The following is a 16,231-nucleotide window of genomic DNA, read 5'->3' as shown; positions in this document are numbered from 1 at the left end:
CGGACCAACTTCCCACCCCCCACTGCCTTTTGGAGCACCTGTGGTGTACGCAGACCGCGAGACAGCAGCCCCCGCCCGCCTCTCCCGCCGGGCCGTCGTCGCCGCGCTCGGCGCCGTCGGCTCCGGCGTCCTGCTCGGCGTCTCCCGGACCGGCACGGCCTCGGCCGCCGCCCCGGGTCTGGACGACCCGGCGAAGAAGGAGATCGCCATGAAGCTGGTGTCGAGCGCGGAGAACTCCTCGCTCGACTGGAAGGCCCAGTACAAGTACATCGAGGACATCGGCGACGGCCGCGGCTACACCGCCGGCATCATCGGCTTCTGCTCCGGCACCGGCGACATGCTCGACCTCGTCCAGCTCTACACCGACCGCAAGCCCGGCAACGTCCTCGCCAGGTACCTGCCCGCCCTGCGCAGGGTCGACGGCACCGACTCGCACGAGGGCCTCGACCCGAACTACCCCGGCGACTGGCGCAAGGCCGCCCAGGACACCGCCTTCCAGCAGGCCCAGAACGACGAACGCGACCGCGTCTACTTCAACCCCGCCGTCGCCCGGGGCAGGACGGACGGGCTGCGCGCGCTGGGCCAGTTCATCTACTACGACGCCCTCGTCATGCACGGCGACGGCGACGACCCGACCAGCTTCCGGAACATCCGCAAGCGGGCCCTGCGCAGCGCCCAGCCGCCGGCCCAGGGCGGCAACGAGACGACGTACCTCAACGCCTTCCTGGACGCCCGGGTGTGGGCCATGAAGCAGGAGGAGGCGCACAGCGACACCAGTCGCGTCGACACCGAGCAGCGGGTCTTCCTGCGCAAGGGCAACCTCGACCTGAACACCCCGCTGGACTGGAAGGTCTACGGGGACAGCTACCACATCGGCTGACCGCCGCCCCGCGGAACAGTGGGAGCAGGGGCCGGCGGGCGTGGCGGGGCCACATCGCCGGCCCGGCGCGTTCCGGCTGGTGGCGCACTCGCATGGCCCGCCGCCGGGAGGAAAGATGGGCGGTGAGCGAACGAAACCACTGATGCGGAGGAACGGACTCATGGCGCACGAGCGCGCCGGCCGGCCGGCCGGTCCCGAGGACCTTGTCGACGTGGCCCGGCTGGTCACGGCGTACTACACGCTGCACCCCGACCCGGCCGACCCGGGACAGCGGGTGGCGTTCGGCACCTCGGGGCACCGCGGTTCGTCCCTGGCGAGCGCCTTCAACGAGGACCACATCGCCGCCACCAGCCAGGCCATCTGCGAGTACCGGGCCGTCCGGGGCACCGACGGGCCCCTCTTCCTGGGCGCCGACACCCACGCGCTGTCCGAGCCCGCGCGGGCCACCGCGCTGGAGGTGTTCGCCGCCAACGGCGTGACCGTGCTCATCGACAGCGCGGACGGCTACACGCCCACACCCGCCGTCTCGCACGCCATCCTGACGCACAACCGGGGCCGCACCACCGGCCTCGCCGACGGCGTGGTCGTCACCCCGTCGCACAACCCGCCCGCCGACGGCGGCTTCAAGTACAACCCGCCGAGCGGCGGCCCGGCGGCCTCCGACGCCACCTCCTGGATCCAGGACCGCGCCAACCAGATCATCACCGGCGGCCTGAAGGACGTACGCCGGCTGCCCTACACCCGGGCGCTCGCCGCGGACACCACCGGGCGGTACGACTTCCTCGGCACGTACGTCGGCGACCTGCCCGGCGTGCTGGACCTGGACGCCGTCCGCGCGGCCGGTGTGCGCATCGGCGCCGACCCGCTCGGCGGCGCCTCCGTCGCCTACTGGGGCCGGATCGCCGAGCAGCACGGCATCGACCTGACCGTGGTCAACCCGCACACCGACCCCACCTGGCGGTTCATGACGCTGGACTGGGACGGCCAGATCCGCATGGACTGCTCCTCGCCGTACGCGATGGCCTCCCTGATCGAGCAGCGCGACCGCTTCCACATCGCCACGGGCAACGACGCCGACGCCGACCGGCACGGCATCGTCACCCCGGACGCGGGGCTGATGAACCCCAACCACTACCTCGCCGTCGCCATCTCCTACCTCTACCGGCACCGCGACCGGTGGCCGGCCGCCGCGGGCGTCGGCAAGACGCTGGTGTCCTCCACCATGATCGACCGGGTCGCCGCCGACCTCGGCCGCCGCCTGGTCGAGGTGCCGGTCGGGTTCAAGTGGTTCGTGGACGGACTGGTCGGCGGCGAACTCGGCTTCGGCGGCGAGGAGTCGGCCGGCGCGTCCTTCCTGCGCCGGGACGGCTCGGTGTGGACCACCGACAAGGACGGCATCATCCTCGCCCTGCTCGCCTCCGAGATCACGGCCGTCACCGGCAAGACCCCCTCGGAGCACTACGCCGACCTGACCGCCCGCTTCGGCGAGCCCGCCTACGCGCGCATCGACGCCCCGGCGACCCGCGAACAGAAGGCGCTGCTCGGCAAGTTGTCACCGGCGCAGGTCACCGCGGACACGCTGGCCGGGGAGGCGGTCACGGCCGTCCTCACCGAGGCGCCCGGCAACGGTGCGGCGATCGGCGGCATCAAGGTCACCACCGAGAACGCCTGGTTCGCCGCCCGGCCCTCGGGCACCGAGGACGTCTACAAGGTGTACGCCGAGTCCTTCCTCGGCGCCGAGCACCTCGCCCGGGTGCAGGAGGAGGCCCAGGCGGTGGTGCTGGGGGCGCTCGGCGGCTGACCGGGCGGCGGGGCGGCCTCCCGGGACCGGGCGGCCGCCCTCGGCTCAGTGCCGTCCGCGTCCCGCGTCCAGCCGGGCCAGTACCGCTTCGGCCATGGCGGCTTCGCCCTTGGCGTTGGGGTGCGCGGGGGCGGCGGGGGAGGACGGCTGCAGCGGTTCGATCCAGCGGTCCGCCGGTGCCTTGCACATGTCGTGGCCGACCGTGGGGCCGTAGGTGTCCACGTACGCGGCGCGGTTGACGGCGGCCACCAGCCGCAGCATCAGGTTCAGCCGCTTCCCGGTGTCGCGCAGATAGGGGAAGTCCCCCTTGGCGAACGGTACTTGGGGGAAGCAGCCGCTGCCGTCGTCGGGCAGCAGGTCCGGGTAGCCGACCACGACCACCCGGGCGTGCGGCGCCCGGGCGTGCACGGCCCGCAGCACCCGGTCGACCTTCGGCGCGGTCCGCGCGATCGTGAGGGCCAGCTGGTCGTGCCCGGAGGCGCGGTAGGAGCGCTCGCAGGGGTTGCCCGCCGGGTCCTGGGCGGCGAGGCGGGCGCAGGTGCCGATGATGGTGCCGAAGCCGACGTCGTTCCCGCCGATCTGCAGCGTCACCAGGTCCGTGTGCCGGTCCAGCGCGTCGAGCTGCGGCGGGTTGGCGCCCTGGGCCCGCCACATCTCGGCGGTCGTGGCCCCGCCGCAGCTCACGTCCGTGAACGCGGCCGGCTGCCGCCGGACGGCCACGAGCGAGGGGTAGTTGTGGTCCGAGCGTCCGCAGGCGGTGTCCACCTGCCGCGGAATGCCGGGCCCCGAGGTGTAGGAGTCGCCGAGTGCGACGTAGGCGACCTCGCGGCCCTGTCCGGCGGGGTGCGCCGTGGCCGGTGCCGTACCGGCGGCGACGAGGGCGAAGCCGCCCAGTGCCGCCCCGAGCACGGCGGCCCGCCGGCGGCCTCCCGCCGCGCCCGCCGGACGCGTGTCCTTCGTCATGCAGCCTCCCCCTCGACTCCGTGGCAACGCGCGGCGGCGGCACCGGAGAGCGGCCCTCGCGCGGTCGACCGGGCCTGTATACCGCCCGGTAGGTCACGCCGACCAGAAGCGGGAGGCGACGAGTTGAGGGGGAGGGGTGGGCAACAGCCCCCGAAAAGCGGTCGTTTCAGACCGCGGGCACCTGCTCCGCCGGTGCGGACGCCCGGTGCTCCGGCGCCTGGAGCAACGAGTCGTCCTCCGGCCGGGCTCCGGAGAGGCGGTGGCGGGCGGCGATCAGCGCCATGTCGATGTCCCGGGTGCCGGTGGCCACGCACAGCGTGTAGGTGATGTCAGCGAGCCGCTGCCGGGCCTGCGGCGTGCTCTCTTCGGCCCCGAGCAGGGTCAGAGCCTCGTACTGGGCAATGAGGTCCTGCAGCACCGCGGGGTGTGCCATGAGCATGCGTTCCGCCTCCCTGATGATCGCCGATGCAGTAATTCGCAGCGCGGATACCCGCCCTTCCGATCCGCATGCGTCGGCCTCTTGCGTCACATCGCGCAGACGAGGGTGACCGGCAGGCCGGACGCGCCCCGGGGAACGCAGGCGCGCGGCGGAGTGCCGGCGGATCACCCGGTCGGGTGCTCTCCGGGTGGAGTTCCGCCGGATCGGGGTCCGCCGCCGTGAACTCTCCGTGATCATGCCCGTGTGAGTCTGCAACGTCGCAATGCGCTGCGCCGCCGTGTCGTTCCGGCCGCGCTCGGCACCCTGGGTGTCCTGTCCCTGCTGTCCGCCCTGCCCGCCGCCGCCCAGCCGGCGCCGGCGGAGCACCGGCCCGCCGTCCCGCCGCCCCGGCAGGTCACGGCGGCGGAGGCGCGCACGGACGCCCGTCTGCGCTCCCTGCGCGACCGGCCCGCGGCCCTGCGGGCGTTCTTCCGGCAGCTGCCCAAGGGCGGCGACCTGCACAACCACCTCTCCGGCGCGGTGTCCACGGAGTACCTGATCGAGCTGGCCGCCGAGGACGGGCTGTGCGTCGACACCGCGACGCTGACCGCCCTCGCCCCGCCCTGCGGCGCCGGCACCCGGCCCGCCGCCGACGCCCGCACCGACCGCGCGTTCCACGACGCGCTGGTCCGCGCCTGGTCCATGCAGGACTTCCCGCCCGGCGGGAACGGCCACGACCACTTCTTCGACACCTTCGGCAAGTTCGGCGAGGTCACCTGGCGGCACCGGGGCAAACTGCTCGCCGAGGTCGCCGACACCGCCGTACGCGACAACCAGTTCTACCTGGAGACGATGGTCAGCCCCGCCTCCGAGGGCGCGAAGAACCTCGCCGCCCAGGTGGGCTGGGACGACGACCTCGCCGTGCTGCACCGCAGACTGGTCGCGGACGGCAAGCTCGACGAGCTGGTCGCCGAGGCCCGCCGGGAGGCCGACGACGGCGACGCCGAGTTCCGCGCCGCCGAGCACTGCGGCACCCCGCAGGCCCGGCCCGGCTGCGGCCTCGCCGTCCGCTGGATCTCCCAGGCCTCCCGGGGCAGTTCGCCGGAGCGGGTCTTCACCCAGCTGGCCCTCGGCATGCGGCTGGCCGAGGCCGACCCGCGGTTCGTCGCCGTCAACCTGGTCCAGCCCGAGGACTGGGACAGCTCCCTGCGCAACTACACCCTGCAGATGCGCATGGTCGGCTACCTGCGCACCCAGTACCCGAAGGCCCATGTCAGCCTGCACGCGGGCGAGCTGTGGCCCGGTCTGGTCAAGCCCGAGGACCTGAGGTTCCACATCGGGCAGGCCGTGGACGTCGCCCGGACCGAGCGCGTGGGGCACGGCGTCGACCTCGTCCACGAGGACGACTGGCGGCGCACCGCCCGCACCATGGCGGACCGCGAGGTGGCCGTGGAGGTGCCCTTCTCCAGCAACGCCCAGATCCTCGGCGTCAAGGGCGCGGACCACCCCTTCACCACCTACCGCCGCCACGGCGTCCCGGTCGTCCTGTCCACCGACGACCCCGGGGTCTCCCGGATCGACATCAGCCACGAGTACCGGTACGCGGCCGCCACCTACGGCCTGCGCTACCCCGAACTGAAGGACCTGGCCCGCGCCTCCCTGGAGTACGCCTTCCTGCCCGGCGCGAGCCTGTGGCAGGACCACCCCACCACCACGGGCTACCGGCCGGTCGCGGCCTGCCGGAGCGAACACCCCGGCCTGCCGGTGCGCGGCGCGTCCTGCCGGCACCTGCTCGCGCAGAGCGCCAAGGCCCGCCTGGAATGGCGTCAGGAGGCCGCCTTCACCGCCTTCGAACAGGCCCAGGGCGGCTGACCCCGCCCGCCCGACGGCCCGGGCGTCCGCCCGGGCCTCGGGCCGGGGCGAGCCAGGCGCCGGCCCGCCGGGACGATGTGGAAGGCTCGGCAGGGTCCGCATCCGTACACGGGAGGCACGCACCGGCATGGCCGTCATCCACCAAACCACCCTCAAGCCCACCAAACTCGAACTGCTCACCGACTGGCTGCCCACCCGCCCCTGGTACCGCGGCGGCCCGGACGCACCCGTGCTGGCGAAGTCCGGCGGGTTCCGGCTGGACGACCCCGAGGGCGAGGTGGGCATCGAGTTCATGGTGGCCACCGACACGGCGAGCCCCGAGCGGACGGCCTACCTGGCGGCGCTCACCTACCGCGGGGCGCCCCTGGAGGGGGCCGAGGACGCCCTCGTCGGCACGATGGAGCACGGGGTGCTGGGCAAGCGCTGGGTCTACGACGGCTGCCACGACCCGGTGCTGGTCACCGAACTGCTGGCGCTGATCGAGGGCAGGGCGCAGGCGATGGCCCAGAGCATCTCCGACACTCCCGACCACGACGTGCTCCGCTCCTGCACCGGCGCCCCGCTCGGGGCGGCCGGGTTCACGCCCGAGCCGGCCGACGACGAGGACGGCACCCGCGTCCCCGTGCCCCGGGGCGCGGTCCTGCACGTCCACCGGGTCCTCACCCCCGTCGCCGAGAACCCGCCCCGGCCGCCGCAGGACGCCCTCGGCCATGTCGCGACCGGCTGGCCGGGCCCCGACGGCACCCGCCTGCAGGCGGTCTTCATGACGCTGCGCACCGCCTGACCGGAAGCCGCCCGCCCTTCTCCGCCGCCCCGAGCCCGGACCCGACTCCTTCCGGGCGCAGCACCGCATCGAGGGCTGGAAGACACCCGGACGGGTCAAACACCGGCCGTGGCGGCCTTCGTTGGGCGGTACCCGGGGTGCGGGACGATCCGGTCCCGGGTCAGATGGACTGTGTGCGAAACCCCATAGCCCGTTTCCGCGGCCGGTCCCGCCTGTGCCTCACCGGCGCCCTGACCGGTCTCCTCGTGTTCCTGTCCAGCCCCCCGGCCGTGCCCGTGCCGGTCGGGGGCGCACCCCCGCGCGGCAGCGCCTACATGGGCATCGGCGTCCTCGCCCACGACGGCGACTCCGGCATCCTGCCCCCGACGGCCCGCGCCTCCCAGACCGAGGGCGTGGACGTCTCCAGCCACCAGGGCGACGTCGACTGGCAGACGCTGTGGAACAGCGGCACCAGATGGGCGTACACGAAGGCCACGGAGGGGACCTCCTACACCAATCCCTTCTTCACCCAGCAGTACAACGGTTCGTACGACACCGGGATGGTCCGCGGCGCCTACCACTTCGCCACCCCGGACACCTCCGGCGGCGCCGCCCAGGCCGACTGGTTCGTGGAGCACGGCGGCGGCTGGTCGAACGACGCCAGGACCCTGCCGGGCGCCCTGGACATCGAGTGGAACCCGTACGGCGACGCCTGCTACGGCAAGTCCCCGAGCGGCATGGTCGGCTGGATCCGCGACTTCCTGAGCCGCTACAAGTCCCGCACCGGCCGGGAGGCGGTCATCTACACCGCCACCAACTGGTGGACGCAGTGCACCGGCGGCCACGACGGCTTCGGTGCCACCAACCCGCTGTGGATCGCGCGCTACGCCTCCACGGTGGGGCCGCTGCCGGCGGGCTGGACGTCGTACACGATGTGGCAGTACACCTCCAGCGGTATGACGGTCGGCGACCACGACAGCTTCAACGGCACCCAGGACAAGCTGCGGGAGTTCGCCACCGGGTGAGCGCCGGACGGGGTCAGTCCACGTCCACGTCGGCGAAGAGCGTGTGCATGGCGCCGAGCACCCGCAGGCAGGCGTCGACGTCCGCCATGGTCAGATCACCGCCCACCCGGCGCAGCAGCTCGTGCTCGCGGGCCCGTACGGCCTCGATCGCCGCCCGGCCCGGTTCGGTGAGGCGGATGAGCGGGGACCGGCGGTGCGCGGGGTTCGGCACGCTCTCCACCAGGTCCTGCCGGGCCGCGTCGTTCACCATGCGCTGCACGAACTGCCGGCTGAGCGCCTGGGCCCGGCCCATCTGCGGAACCGTCATGGGCCCCCGCGCGCGCAGCAGATCCAGCACCGCGCGGACGCCGACGGACAGGCCCTCGATCGGGGCCGCCTCCTCCACCTTGCGCTGCACCCGCCGGTAGAGCGGCCCGACCAGGTCGAAGACCTCGGTGAGGCGTTCGCCCAGCTCGTCGCGTGCCGGGTCGGCGGAGGCGGGGACGGGGGCGGTGCGGTCGTCACTCATGAGACCAGGATGACACCTTGGTTGCCAACATCGCCAAAGAATGACACCTTGGTTGTCATGACTGTCGATCTGGCATCCACGCCCGTCCGCACCCTCCAGACCGCCGACGGCCGCCTCGCCTACCGCGAGGCCGGCTCCGGACAGCCCCTCGTCCTGCTGCACGGCGGCTTCACCGACCACCGCATGTGGGAGGAGCAGATACCGGTCCTCGCCGCGAGCCACCGGGTCATCGCCTGGGACACCCGGGGCCACGGTGCCTCCGACAACGCCACCCGGCCCTTCCGGCAGGTCGACGACCTCGCCGCACTGCTCCGGGGGCTCGACGCCGCTCCCGCGGTCCTCGTCGGCCTGTGCATGGGCGGGGGCATCGCGGTCGACTGCGCCCTGGAGTACCCCGAGCTGGTCCGCGCGGTCGTCGTCAGCGGGGTCGGCACCAGTGAACCCGTCTTCGAGGACCCCTGGGTCCTGGAGGTGGTGGCCGAGCAGCAGCGGGCCCTGGCCGCCGTCGACCTGGACGGCTGGGCCGACGCGTTCGTGCGCTGGGCGGTCGGACCGCACCGGGACCTGTCCGACGTCGACCCCCGCGTCACGCGCCTGGTACGGGAGATGGGCCTGGCCACCCTGGCCAAGCACAGCCCCGGCGAGCCCGACCACCACGTCCCCGTCACCGGAACCTGGGAGCGCGTGCCCGGCATCAAGGTCCCCCTGCTCGCCCTCAACGGCGCCCTGGACTCCCCGGACCACCTCGCCATGGCCGCCCGCCTCGTGGACCTGGTGCCGGGAGCCCGCACCGTCAGTGTCCCGGGCGCCGGCCACTACCCGAACATGGAGGACCCGGCCCGCTTCAACGCCGAACTGACCGCCTTCCTCGAAGAGTTGTCGTAACACCGGAGGATGGCGGGGGCGCCTGACCCGTGCGGCCGTACCGGAGGACCGCCGAGGAGGCGACGGGGCGGTTAGGCTCGACGCGTGCCGCACGTCGAGATACTCCAGCTGCTCGTCTCCCCGGTGCACCGGCTCGCCGGCCGGCCGGGCGACGGCCTTCCCGAGCTGCCGCCCGGCGAACTGGTGACGACGGCCGAGGTGCGCGCGGGCCTCGGCATCGTCGGGGACCGGTACTTCAACCACCCCGCCCACCGCAACGCCTCGCTCACCCTCATGGCGGCCGAGCGGCTGCCGCAGCCGGGACCGTACCCGGCCGACCTGCTGCGCACCCGGCGCAACGTCCTGCTGCGCGGGGTGGACATCGACGCCTGCGTCGGCACGACCGTCTTCCTCGACTGCGGCACGGGACCGGTCTACCTGGAGGTCCGCAGCGCCGCCCGGCCCTGCGCCTGGATGGACACCACCCTCGGCCCCGGCGCCCAGCGCGCCCTGCGGGGCGGCGGGGGAGTGCGCTGCCGCCCGCTGACCGACGGCGTCCTCACCGTGGGTCCCGCGCTGTTCGGGGTGGGTGCACCGGGGGAGCCGGCGCCGCGCGGGTGAGCGCCGGGTACGGGTGCGGCCGCGCTCAGGCGGTCGAGGCGGCCAGCTGGTCGGCCAGCCGGTGGGCCTGGGTGAGCAGCGCGCCGTAGGTGGCGACCTCGTCGGGGTCGTCCGTCGTGGAACGGACCAGGTCCCGGCGCAGCTCCCCGAGCGTGCCGCGCAGTTCGGCCACCGCCTCGCGCAGCCGGTCCTCGCACTCGTCTCCGAACCGGCTGTGGCTGTACAGGCGCAGCGCGCGGGCGGTCTGGCACAGGAACTCCGCGTACCGCCGGGCCGGTCCCGGATGCGGCCGGGGCGCCCGGCCGTCCTCGTTGGCGGCCTCCAGTACCGTGCGGGTCACCCCCGCCGTGTGCACGGCCGCGTAGTCCAGGACCACGATGGCGTCGTCGTACCCCTTGTCGTCCGGCGGCACGGCACCGGTACGGCGGCGGCGCAGGTTGCCGCGCAGGCTCTCCCGGCTCCACTCGACGGAGGAGCGGGCCTGCTCCACCAGACCCTGCAGCCGCAGCGCGCGCTCGTGCCAGGCGCCGGCCTCCTCGGCGTCCCAGCGTCCCGCGGCCAGCCCGTCCGCGACGTCCCGCAGGATGTCGTGGGCCTCCTCGGTCGCGTCGCGCAGCACGGCACGGGTGTCGCGCAGGTACAGCGGCGGCCGGACCAGCGCGTTCACGGCGATCCCGACCACCGCCCCGAACAGCGCCTCGGCGAGCCGGGCCGCGGAGGTGGCGATGCTGACGGACCCGCCCGTGAGGACGAACAGGGCGCCGGTGGCCGCGTAGATGCCCTGACTGCCCAGGCGCCGCCACTGGCCCAGCAGCATCGCGAGGGGCAGGACCACCGCCATCGCGCCCACCGTGCCGTGCAGCAGCAGCCCGACCGCGGTGGCCACGACCGTGCCGGCCGCGATGGCCCCGAGCTGCTGCAGGCCGCGGGCGATCGACCGGTACACGGTCGACTCCACCAGGACGACCGCCACCCACGGCGCGACGAACGCCACCGGCGCCCGCAGCCACCAGCCGGCCACCGCCCAGGCCACCCACGCGGCCAGCGCCGCCTTCCCCGCCTGGACGGCCAGGTCCCGCTCCCGGCCCGGTCCCGCCCAGGCCCGCCGTACCGTGTCTCCCGCGGAGGACAGGTCACGGCGCACGTTCTGCCAGGTCAGTCGTATTCCACGCACGGCGCCCCGGGTGCCACCTCAGGCCGCGTCCATGCCCGCCGGAGGCCGGAAAGGTCAGGTGGCGCGCCATCCTTGCCAGTCGGCACATATGAATATCTTTTCAAGTGTCGTCTGTATGATGACCGGCATGGGCCATGGAGCAACTCCCGCGCGGACAGCGGTTCCCCGCACACGCCTCGACGCGGACAGCGCCACCCGTGTGGCGACCACCCTCCAGGCCCTCGCCACCCCGTCCCGGCTCCTGATCCTGTCCCGGCTGCGCGAGGGCCCGTGCGCGGCCACCGAGCTCGCCGCCGAGGTCGGCATGGAACAGTCCGCCTGCTCGCACCAGTTGCGGCTGCTGCGCAACCTCGGCCTGGTCGTCGGCCGCCGCCAGGGCCGTTCGGTGATCTACGCCCTGTACGACGGCCACGTCGCCGAACTCCTCGACCAGGCCGTCTACCACGTCGAACACCTGCGCCTCGGCCTGAGCGACGGCGCGGACACCGGCCTGCCGGGGCGGACGCCGCTCGCCGACTGAGGGGCACCCGCCCCGGCGGCGGGCCGAAGCCGCCTCACGGCAGGCTCGGTGGTGTCCAGTCGGCGTGGCGCAGGATCGCGCGGGTCGTCACGCGGGAAGGGGCGAGCCGCAGCGCGGTGTCGCGCAGAGCGATCGCCAGGGGGTGGGTCAGCTGCTGGCCCAGGCGGCCGGCCTGGTGGGCGGCGCGGGCGACCGACTGGGCGCGGGGGCGGCGCTCGGTGTCGTACCGTGCGAGTGCCGTGTCGACCGAGGGCTCCGTGGCGAGCGCGGCGGCCAGTGTGACGGCGTCCTCCAGGGCCTGGCAGGCACCCTGACCGAGGTGCGGGGTCATGGCGTGCGCCGCGTCGCCCAGGAGCGCCACCCGCCCCGCCGTGAACGACGGCAGGGGCGTGACCAGTTCGTGGATGTCGTGGTGCAGCACGGCCTCGGGGCGGGTGGCGGCCAGCAGTGCCGGGACCGGGTCGTGCCAGCCGCGGAAGCGCTCGCGCAGCACGCCGAGCGGGTCGGTGTGCCGGACGCCGGGCGGCGCGTTGAGCACCGCGTGCCACTCGGCGCGGCCGTCGGCGAACCGGATGTGCCCGAACTCCGCCCCCGCACCCCAGGTCAGCTCGAAGTCGGTGGGCGCCTCGAACGGGCCTTCCGTCACGGCCCGCAGGACCGTCGAACCGGCGTACACCGGGCCGGGACGGTCCGGGAACAGCAGCCCGCGCAGCCGGCTGTGCACGCCGTCCGCCGCGACCACCAGGTCCGCCTCCAGCACGCCGTCCCCGACCGGCACGCCCACCCGGTCCGGGGCCGACAGGTCGAGCGTGGGCACCGTGGCGCCGACGAGCAGGCACTCCGCGGGCAGCGCGGCACGCAGCAGACGGTGCAGGACCGCGCGCGGGATGCCGACGATGGGCGCGCCCAGCTCGCGTTCCAGCAGGGTGCCGTCCATGCGCGAGAGCCACCGGCCCGCGGGGGTGCGGGTCCCTCCGGTGTACTGCGGCCGTGCCGCCGCCCGGACCGCGGCGCCCACGCCCAGGGCGTCCAGCGCGCGCAGCCCGTTGGCGTGCAGGGAGATGCCCGCCCCCGCGTCGGCGAGGACGGCGGCCCGCTCCACGACCCGGACCTCCCAGCCGATCCGGCGCAGGCCCAGGGCCGTGGCCAGCCCGCCGATCCCGCCCCCGACCACCACCGCCGTACCACCCATGCGGACCCCCACCGAACGTCGGCGTTTCTACACCTGTAGAAGCGCACACTAACGCGGTCTTCTACGGATGTAGAAGGCGGGGTGTAGAAAGAGGGGGTGGCCCCAGACCGACGTACCCTGCTCGCCGACACGGCGATCTCCGTGCTCGCCGACACCGGCATGCGCGGGCTGACGCACCGCGCCGTGGACCGGGCGGCCGCACTGCCGCCCGGCACCACGTCCGCCTACTTCCGCACCCGGCAGGCCCTCCTCACCGCACTGGTCCGCCGCCTGGTGGCGCTCGACCAGGCGGAACTGGAGGAGAGGGGAGCCCGCACCCCGGTGCCGCGCAGCGCCGACGAGCTGACCGCGGGCATCGCCGCGCTGGTCGGGGCGCGGCTCACCGGGGAGGGCCGGCGGCGGTCCCTCGCGCGCTACGCCTGCGCGGTCGAGAGCGCGCACCACCCCGAGCTGCGCGAGATCCTCGTACCGCGCGAGAACCAGGGCCGGCGCCTCGTCCGCGACTTCCTCGCCGCGCGGGGCGTGGCGGACCCGGAGGACCGTACGGTGACCCTGCTGACCTGCGTGGACGGGCTGGTCTTCGACCGCCTGGTGAACGGCGGGAGCGTGCAGGAGGAGGAGATCCGCGGCCTCGTCGCCGCCGCGCTGCGCTGACCCGTACGGCGACGGCGGCGCCGTACGTCAGGGTGGCACCGCGCGCAGCGCGCTCAGCACCGCCCAGACGACCGAGACCAGCGGGACCGCGACGACGGCGCCGATCACGCCCGCGACGATGCTGCCCGCGATGACCGACACGGCCACGACCAGCGGATGCAGCCGTACCGCCCAGCTCATCACGAGCGGATGCAGCACGTGCCCCTCCAACTGGCCGATCACCACGATCAGCACCAGCACGCCCACCGCCGTCAGCGGACCACGCCCGGCCAGCGCGACGATCGTGGCCACCCCGAGCGCGACCGGTGAGCCCACCAGCGGCACGAACGCGGCGAAGAACTCCAGCAGCGTCAGCGGCAGCGCGAGCGGCACCCGCAGCACCAGCAGGCCCACACCCACGAGCACGGCGTTGGTGGCGGCCACGATGATGATGCCGCGCGTGTACCCGGCGAAGGTACGCCAGGCCGCCCGCCCCGCCCGGTCCCACACCGGGCGGGCACTGCTCGGCAGCAACTGCTCACGGGCCCAGCCCCACAGGCGCTCGCCGGAGTGCAGGAAGAAGACCGAGGCGAACAGCGCCAGCGCGCCGCCCGTGACCAGTTCCACCACCCGGCCCAGCTCGTTGACCGCGCTGCTGAGCAGCGACGCCCGGTGCTCGGAGACATAGTGGGTCACCTGGCGTTGCAGCGCGGAGAGCGCGCCGGGCCCGAGCCGGAACGGCGGCCGTTGCAGCCACTCCTCGATGCGGTGCACACCGCCGCGGAACTCGCCGGTCAGCCGGTCCGTCTCGCCGGCCACCGAGCTGCCCACCAGCGCGAGCAGGCCCAGCAGCAGGGCCAGGCTGCCCACCAGCGCCACCGCCACGCTCAGCGGCCTCGGCAGGAACCGCGCGAGCAGGTCGGTCGGCGGGCGCAGCACGGACGTCACGACCAGCGCGAGGAACAGTGCGACGGCGATGAGCTGGAAGTTGCCCAGGACGATGAACACGCCGTAGACGGCGACGCCGACGAGGATCAGCCGCCAGGCGTAGGCGGCGGCGATCCGCAGCCACGGCACCGTCCACTCGGCCGGCGGCACCCGCGGCTCGGCTCGGGGCGGGGCGGGCAGCCGTACGGAGTACGCCGGCCGGCTGCCCAGCACCGTGCCACCGGCCCGGTGCGGACCGTCCTGCCCGGCCACCCGCCGGCGCGCATCGCCCACCGCTGCCGCCTCCTCTCCGCCCCGCTCCGCCCGGCTGACGGCCGGTCACCTCCACAGCACCGTAAGCACAGGGCGCGGAAGCGGCGCGCGGAGAGCACCCCGCGTGGCAGAGCGCGTGGCGGAACCGGCACGGTGCGGTCCCGCGGCCCGGTCAGCCGACGTCGCCGGCCGACGCGGGCAGGCCGTGCGCCTGGGCGTGCTGGGCGCACCGGCGGTAACGGGTGATCGCCCTGCCGAGTTCGAGGCGCTCGGTCTCGGGAAGCGTCCCGCCCTGCGCGTAGTCCAGGATGTGCTCGGCCACCGTCCGCAGCTTGACGTTCGTGCGCTGGGAGACGTCCCGCAGCGTCCGCCAGGCCTCCTCCGGTGCCATCCGCCCGAGGACGACGACGGCCCCGATGGCCTGGTCGATCACGGCGTGGGAGGTCACCGCGCGCTGCAGCTGCCGGTTCTCCTCCTGCAGCCGGTCGTACTCGGTCGAGAGATCGGTGGCGGAGAGCAGGACGAGCGGCTGATGCCGGGAGAGGGCGAAGAAGGCCATGGAGCACCTTTTCCGGGTGGGGGGGCGTCACTGATACGCCTGCCCCCAGCGGGCGCTTGCACACGAATCCAACCAGCATCGCCGGTTCCGGTCACGCGGTGCGCGCCGCCGTTCACCTCCGTGCGCCCGTCTCCCGGTGTCCACTAGCCGTAACCCCCGGTGTCCTGGACCGCGCGTTCCACCGGCAGCAGCTCGCGGATGTCCGCGGGCAGCGCGTGGGCCATCCGCTCGGTCAGTTCCGGGGCCAGGGCGGCGTCCAGGACCTCCATGACGGCGGCGGCCTCCCGCAGCGCCGTGTCCTCGTCCGTGCCGGCCCGCACCGCGATGCGCCCGGCGAACGCGGTCAGCCCGAACCGCTCGCCCGCCTTGCCGGAGTCGTGGGCCGCGGAGGCGTCGGCCGCCTCCCGCATGGCCGCCGCCATGTCCGGCGGCAGCTGGGCGGCCACGTGCCGGGCCAGCCCCGACGGCAGCCGCTCCGACAGCGTGCTCACCACCGCGTGCGCGGCCCGCTCGGCCGTCCCCCGGTCGGGCAGCTGGGCCAGCGCCTGCACCTTTCCGATCATCTCGTCGTGCCGCATGAGACCGGTCCCTTCCGCACGGAGTGCCGACGGTACGCCCGTTCCCCGGGCGCAGCGGCAGTCGCCGAGTACCCCGCGCCCGCTCCCGGTCACCGGCGACGGCTCAGTCCTCGACCGTCTGCTGGGTCCACGTCCAGGCGTACTGGAGCCAGTCCGACACGGTCAGCGCGCCCAGGCCGCCGCACACCAGCCGGGTGAGCCGGGGCGCCGCCGCGTAGGAGCACACCAGGGCGCCGGTGGCCCAGGCGGCGGTGCAGAACGGGCAGGACAGCAGATCGCCGGTGGCCCGGCGCAGCCCGCTGCCCCGGCCCTCCTCGAGGACCTCGTTGCCCTGTCCCTCGCCCGTGCGGCGGGTGAACGGCGCCCGGAGGAAGCTGGTGACCTTGTCCTTGGCCAGCAGCCGCGACGCCTTGTACGCCGCCGCGCCGAGGAGCACCACGTCCCAGGGCGGCACCTGCTGCGGCAGCCGCACTCCCCGGCGCCGGGCCACCAGCGCGAAGGTGCCGACGCCCGCCGCGAACACGGAGGCGAGGGCGGCGTAACCGCCCAGCGGGACTTCGCCCTGGTCGTCGTAGCGTGCGTCGTCCGCGGTCATGAGACCTCCTCGACCTCCCGGCTGCGCGTGCGGCCCTTCACGAGCGCAACGAGTGCCCGCCGGGG

General features: G+C 74.3%; 18 protein-coding genes. 9 read left to right on the top strand and 9 right to left on the bottom strand.

Annotated features, from left to right (window positions below; translation table 11 throughout):
* Positions 1 to 40 precede the first annotated feature (40 nt).
* Both ABZ923_RS17890 and pgm read left to right on the top strand, forming a co-directional pair.
* Complete coding sequence (locus tag ABZ923_RS17890) at positions 41 to 880, top strand: chitosanase (protein WP_361472168.1); 840 nt, start codon at positions 41 to 43, stop codon at positions 878 to 880.
* Between the two features lie 160 nt (positions 881 to 1,040).
* Complete coding sequence (gene pgm / locus ABZ923_RS17885) at positions 1,041 to 2,681, top strand: phosphoglucomutase (alpha-D-glucose-1,6-bisphosphate-dependent) (RefSeq protein ID WP_361472165.1); 1,641 nt, start codon at positions 1,041 to 1,043, stop codon at positions 2,679 to 2,681.
* A gap of 45 nt (positions 2,682 to 2,726) precedes the next feature.
* Here pgm and ABZ923_RS17880 read toward each other — a convergent pair whose 3' ends face one another.
* Both ABZ923_RS17880 and ABZ923_RS17875 read right to left on the bottom strand, forming a co-directional pair.
* Positions 2,727 to 3,644, bottom strand: a complete 918-nt coding sequence (locus ABZ923_RS17880; RefSeq protein ID WP_361472162.1) for an SGNH/GDSL hydrolase family protein — start codon at positions 3,642 to 3,644, stop codon at positions 2,727 to 2,729.
* Positions 3,645 to 3,810: 166 nt separating this feature from the next.
* A complete protein-coding gene (locus ABZ923_RS17875) occupies positions 3,811 to 4,083 on the bottom strand; it encodes a DUF5133 domain-containing protein (RefSeq protein ID WP_361472159.1) in 273 nt (90 codons plus the stop codon).
* Positions 4,084 to 4,326: 243 nt separating this feature from the next.
* Between ABZ923_RS17875 and ABZ923_RS17870 the strand changes: the two genes are divergently transcribed.
* The 3 genes from ABZ923_RS17870 (at position 4,327) to ABZ923_RS17860 (ending at position 7,722) form a co-directional block, all read left to right on the top strand.
* Entirely contained in the window at positions 4,327 to 5,934 is a 1,608-nt protein-coding gene (locus tag ABZ923_RS17870; RefSeq protein WP_361472156.1) for an adenosine deaminase, read from the top strand.
* 127 nt (positions 5,935 to 6,061) lie between these two features.
* Positions 6,062 to 6,718, top strand: a complete 657-nt coding sequence (locus ABZ923_RS17865; RefSeq protein WP_361472153.1) for a 1,4-alpha-glucan branching protein — start codon at positions 6,062 to 6,064, stop codon at positions 6,716 to 6,718.
* Positions 6,719 to 6,882: 164 nt separating this feature from the next.
* On the top strand, positions 6,883 to 7,722 hold the full coding sequence (locus ABZ923_RS17860; RefSeq protein WP_361472150.1) for a lysozyme: 840 nt from the start codon (positions 6,883 to 6,885) through the stop codon (positions 7,720 to 7,722).
* Between the two features lie 13 nt (positions 7,723 to 7,735).
* Here ABZ923_RS17860 and ABZ923_RS17855 read toward each other — a convergent pair whose 3' ends face one another.
* Positions 7,736 to 8,230 carry a MarR family transcriptional regulator gene (locus ABZ923_RS17855; RefSeq protein WP_361472147.1) on the bottom strand — a complete coding sequence of 165 codons (495 nt, stop codon included), beginning with the start codon at positions 8,228 to 8,230 and terminating at the stop codon, positions 7,736 to 7,738.
* Positions 8,231 to 8,287: 57 nt separating this feature from the next.
* Here ABZ923_RS17855 and ABZ923_RS17850 point away from each other — a divergent pair, with 57 nt between their 5' ends.
* Together ABZ923_RS17850 and ABZ923_RS17845 are read left to right on the top strand one after the other, a co-directional pair.
* Positions 8,288 to 9,115, top strand: coding sequence for an alpha/beta fold hydrolase (locus ABZ923_RS17850; RefSeq protein ID WP_361472144.1), 828 nt, complete (start codon positions 8,288 to 8,290; stop codon positions 9,113 to 9,115).
* Positions 9,116 to 9,199: 84 nt separating this feature from the next.
* Complete coding sequence (locus tag ABZ923_RS17845; protein ID WP_361472142.1) at positions 9,200 to 9,715, top strand: molybdenum cofactor biosysynthesis protein; 516 nt, start codon at positions 9,200 to 9,202, stop codon at positions 9,713 to 9,715.
* Between the two features lie 25 nt (positions 9,716 to 9,740).
* Here the strand turns inward: ABZ923_RS17845 and ABZ923_RS17840 are convergent, their stop codons facing one another.
* Positions 9,741 to 10,847, bottom strand: a complete 1,107-nt coding sequence (locus ABZ923_RS17840) for a hypothetical protein (RefSeq protein WP_361472235.1) — start codon at positions 10,845 to 10,847, stop codon at positions 9,741 to 9,743.
* Between the two features lie 169 nt (positions 10,848 to 11,016).
* Between ABZ923_RS17840 and ABZ923_RS17835 the strand changes: the two genes are divergently transcribed.
* The gene (locus ABZ923_RS17835) at positions 11,017 to 11,409 is read left to right on the top strand and encodes a metalloregulator ArsR/SmtB family transcription factor (RefSeq protein ID WP_361472139.1); all 393 of its coding nucleotides are present in this window, start codon (positions 11,017 to 11,019) and stop codon (positions 11,407 to 11,409) included.
* A gap of 34 nt (positions 11,410 to 11,443) precedes the next feature.
* Here ABZ923_RS17835 and ABZ923_RS17830 read toward each other — a convergent pair whose 3' ends face one another.
* Positions 11,444 to 12,601 (bottom strand): FAD-dependent monooxygenase, encoded by a 1,158-nt coding sequence (locus ABZ923_RS17830; RefSeq protein WP_361472136.1) that lies wholly within the window; start codon positions 12,599 to 12,601, stop codon positions 11,444 to 11,446.
* Between the two features lie 96 nt (positions 12,602 to 12,697).
* Between ABZ923_RS17830 and ABZ923_RS17825 the strand changes: the two genes are divergently transcribed.
* Positions 12,698 to 13,255 carry a TetR family transcriptional regulator C-terminal domain-containing protein gene (locus ABZ923_RS17825; protein WP_361472133.1) on the top strand — a complete coding sequence of 186 codons (558 nt, stop codon included), beginning with the start codon at positions 12,698 to 12,700 and terminating at the stop codon, positions 13,253 to 13,255.
* A gap of 27 nt (positions 13,256 to 13,282) precedes the next feature.
* Here the strand turns inward: ABZ923_RS17825 and ABZ923_RS17820 are convergent, their stop codons facing one another.
* The 4 genes from ABZ923_RS17820 to ABZ923_RS17805 all read right to left on the bottom strand — a co-directional run bounded on the left by ABZ923_RS17820 (position 13,283) and on the right by ABZ923_RS17805 (position 16,166).
* Positions 13,283 to 14,455, bottom strand: a complete 1,173-nt coding sequence (locus ABZ923_RS17820) for an AI-2E family transporter (RefSeq protein WP_361472130.1) — start codon at positions 14,453 to 14,455, stop codon at positions 13,283 to 13,285.
* Between the two features lie 151 nt (positions 14,456 to 14,606).
* Positions 14,607 to 14,993, bottom strand: coding sequence for an ANTAR domain-containing protein (locus tag ABZ923_RS17815; RefSeq protein ID WP_361472127.1), 387 nt, complete (start codon positions 14,991 to 14,993; stop codon positions 14,607 to 14,609).
* A 143-nt stretch (positions 14,994 to 15,136) separates the two neighbouring features.
* Positions 15,137 to 15,571, bottom strand: coding sequence for a DUF2267 domain-containing protein (locus ABZ923_RS17810; RefSeq protein ID WP_361472124.1), 435 nt, complete (start codon positions 15,569 to 15,571; stop codon positions 15,137 to 15,139).
* Between the two features lie 103 nt (positions 15,572 to 15,674).
* On the bottom strand, positions 15,675 to 16,166 hold the full coding sequence (locus ABZ923_RS17805; RefSeq protein ID WP_361472121.1) for a DUF1360 domain-containing protein: 492 nt from the start codon (positions 16,164 to 16,166) through the stop codon (positions 15,675 to 15,677).
* Positions 16,167 to 16,231: the final 65 nt, after the last annotated feature.

The organism is Streptomyces sp. NPDC046881 (genome assembly GCF_040645015.1).
Taxonomy (GTDB): domain Bacteria; phylum Actinomycetota; class Actinomycetes; order Streptomycetales; family Streptomycetaceae; genus Streptomyces.
This window is presented reverse-complemented; position numbering and strand designations above follow the sequence as displayed.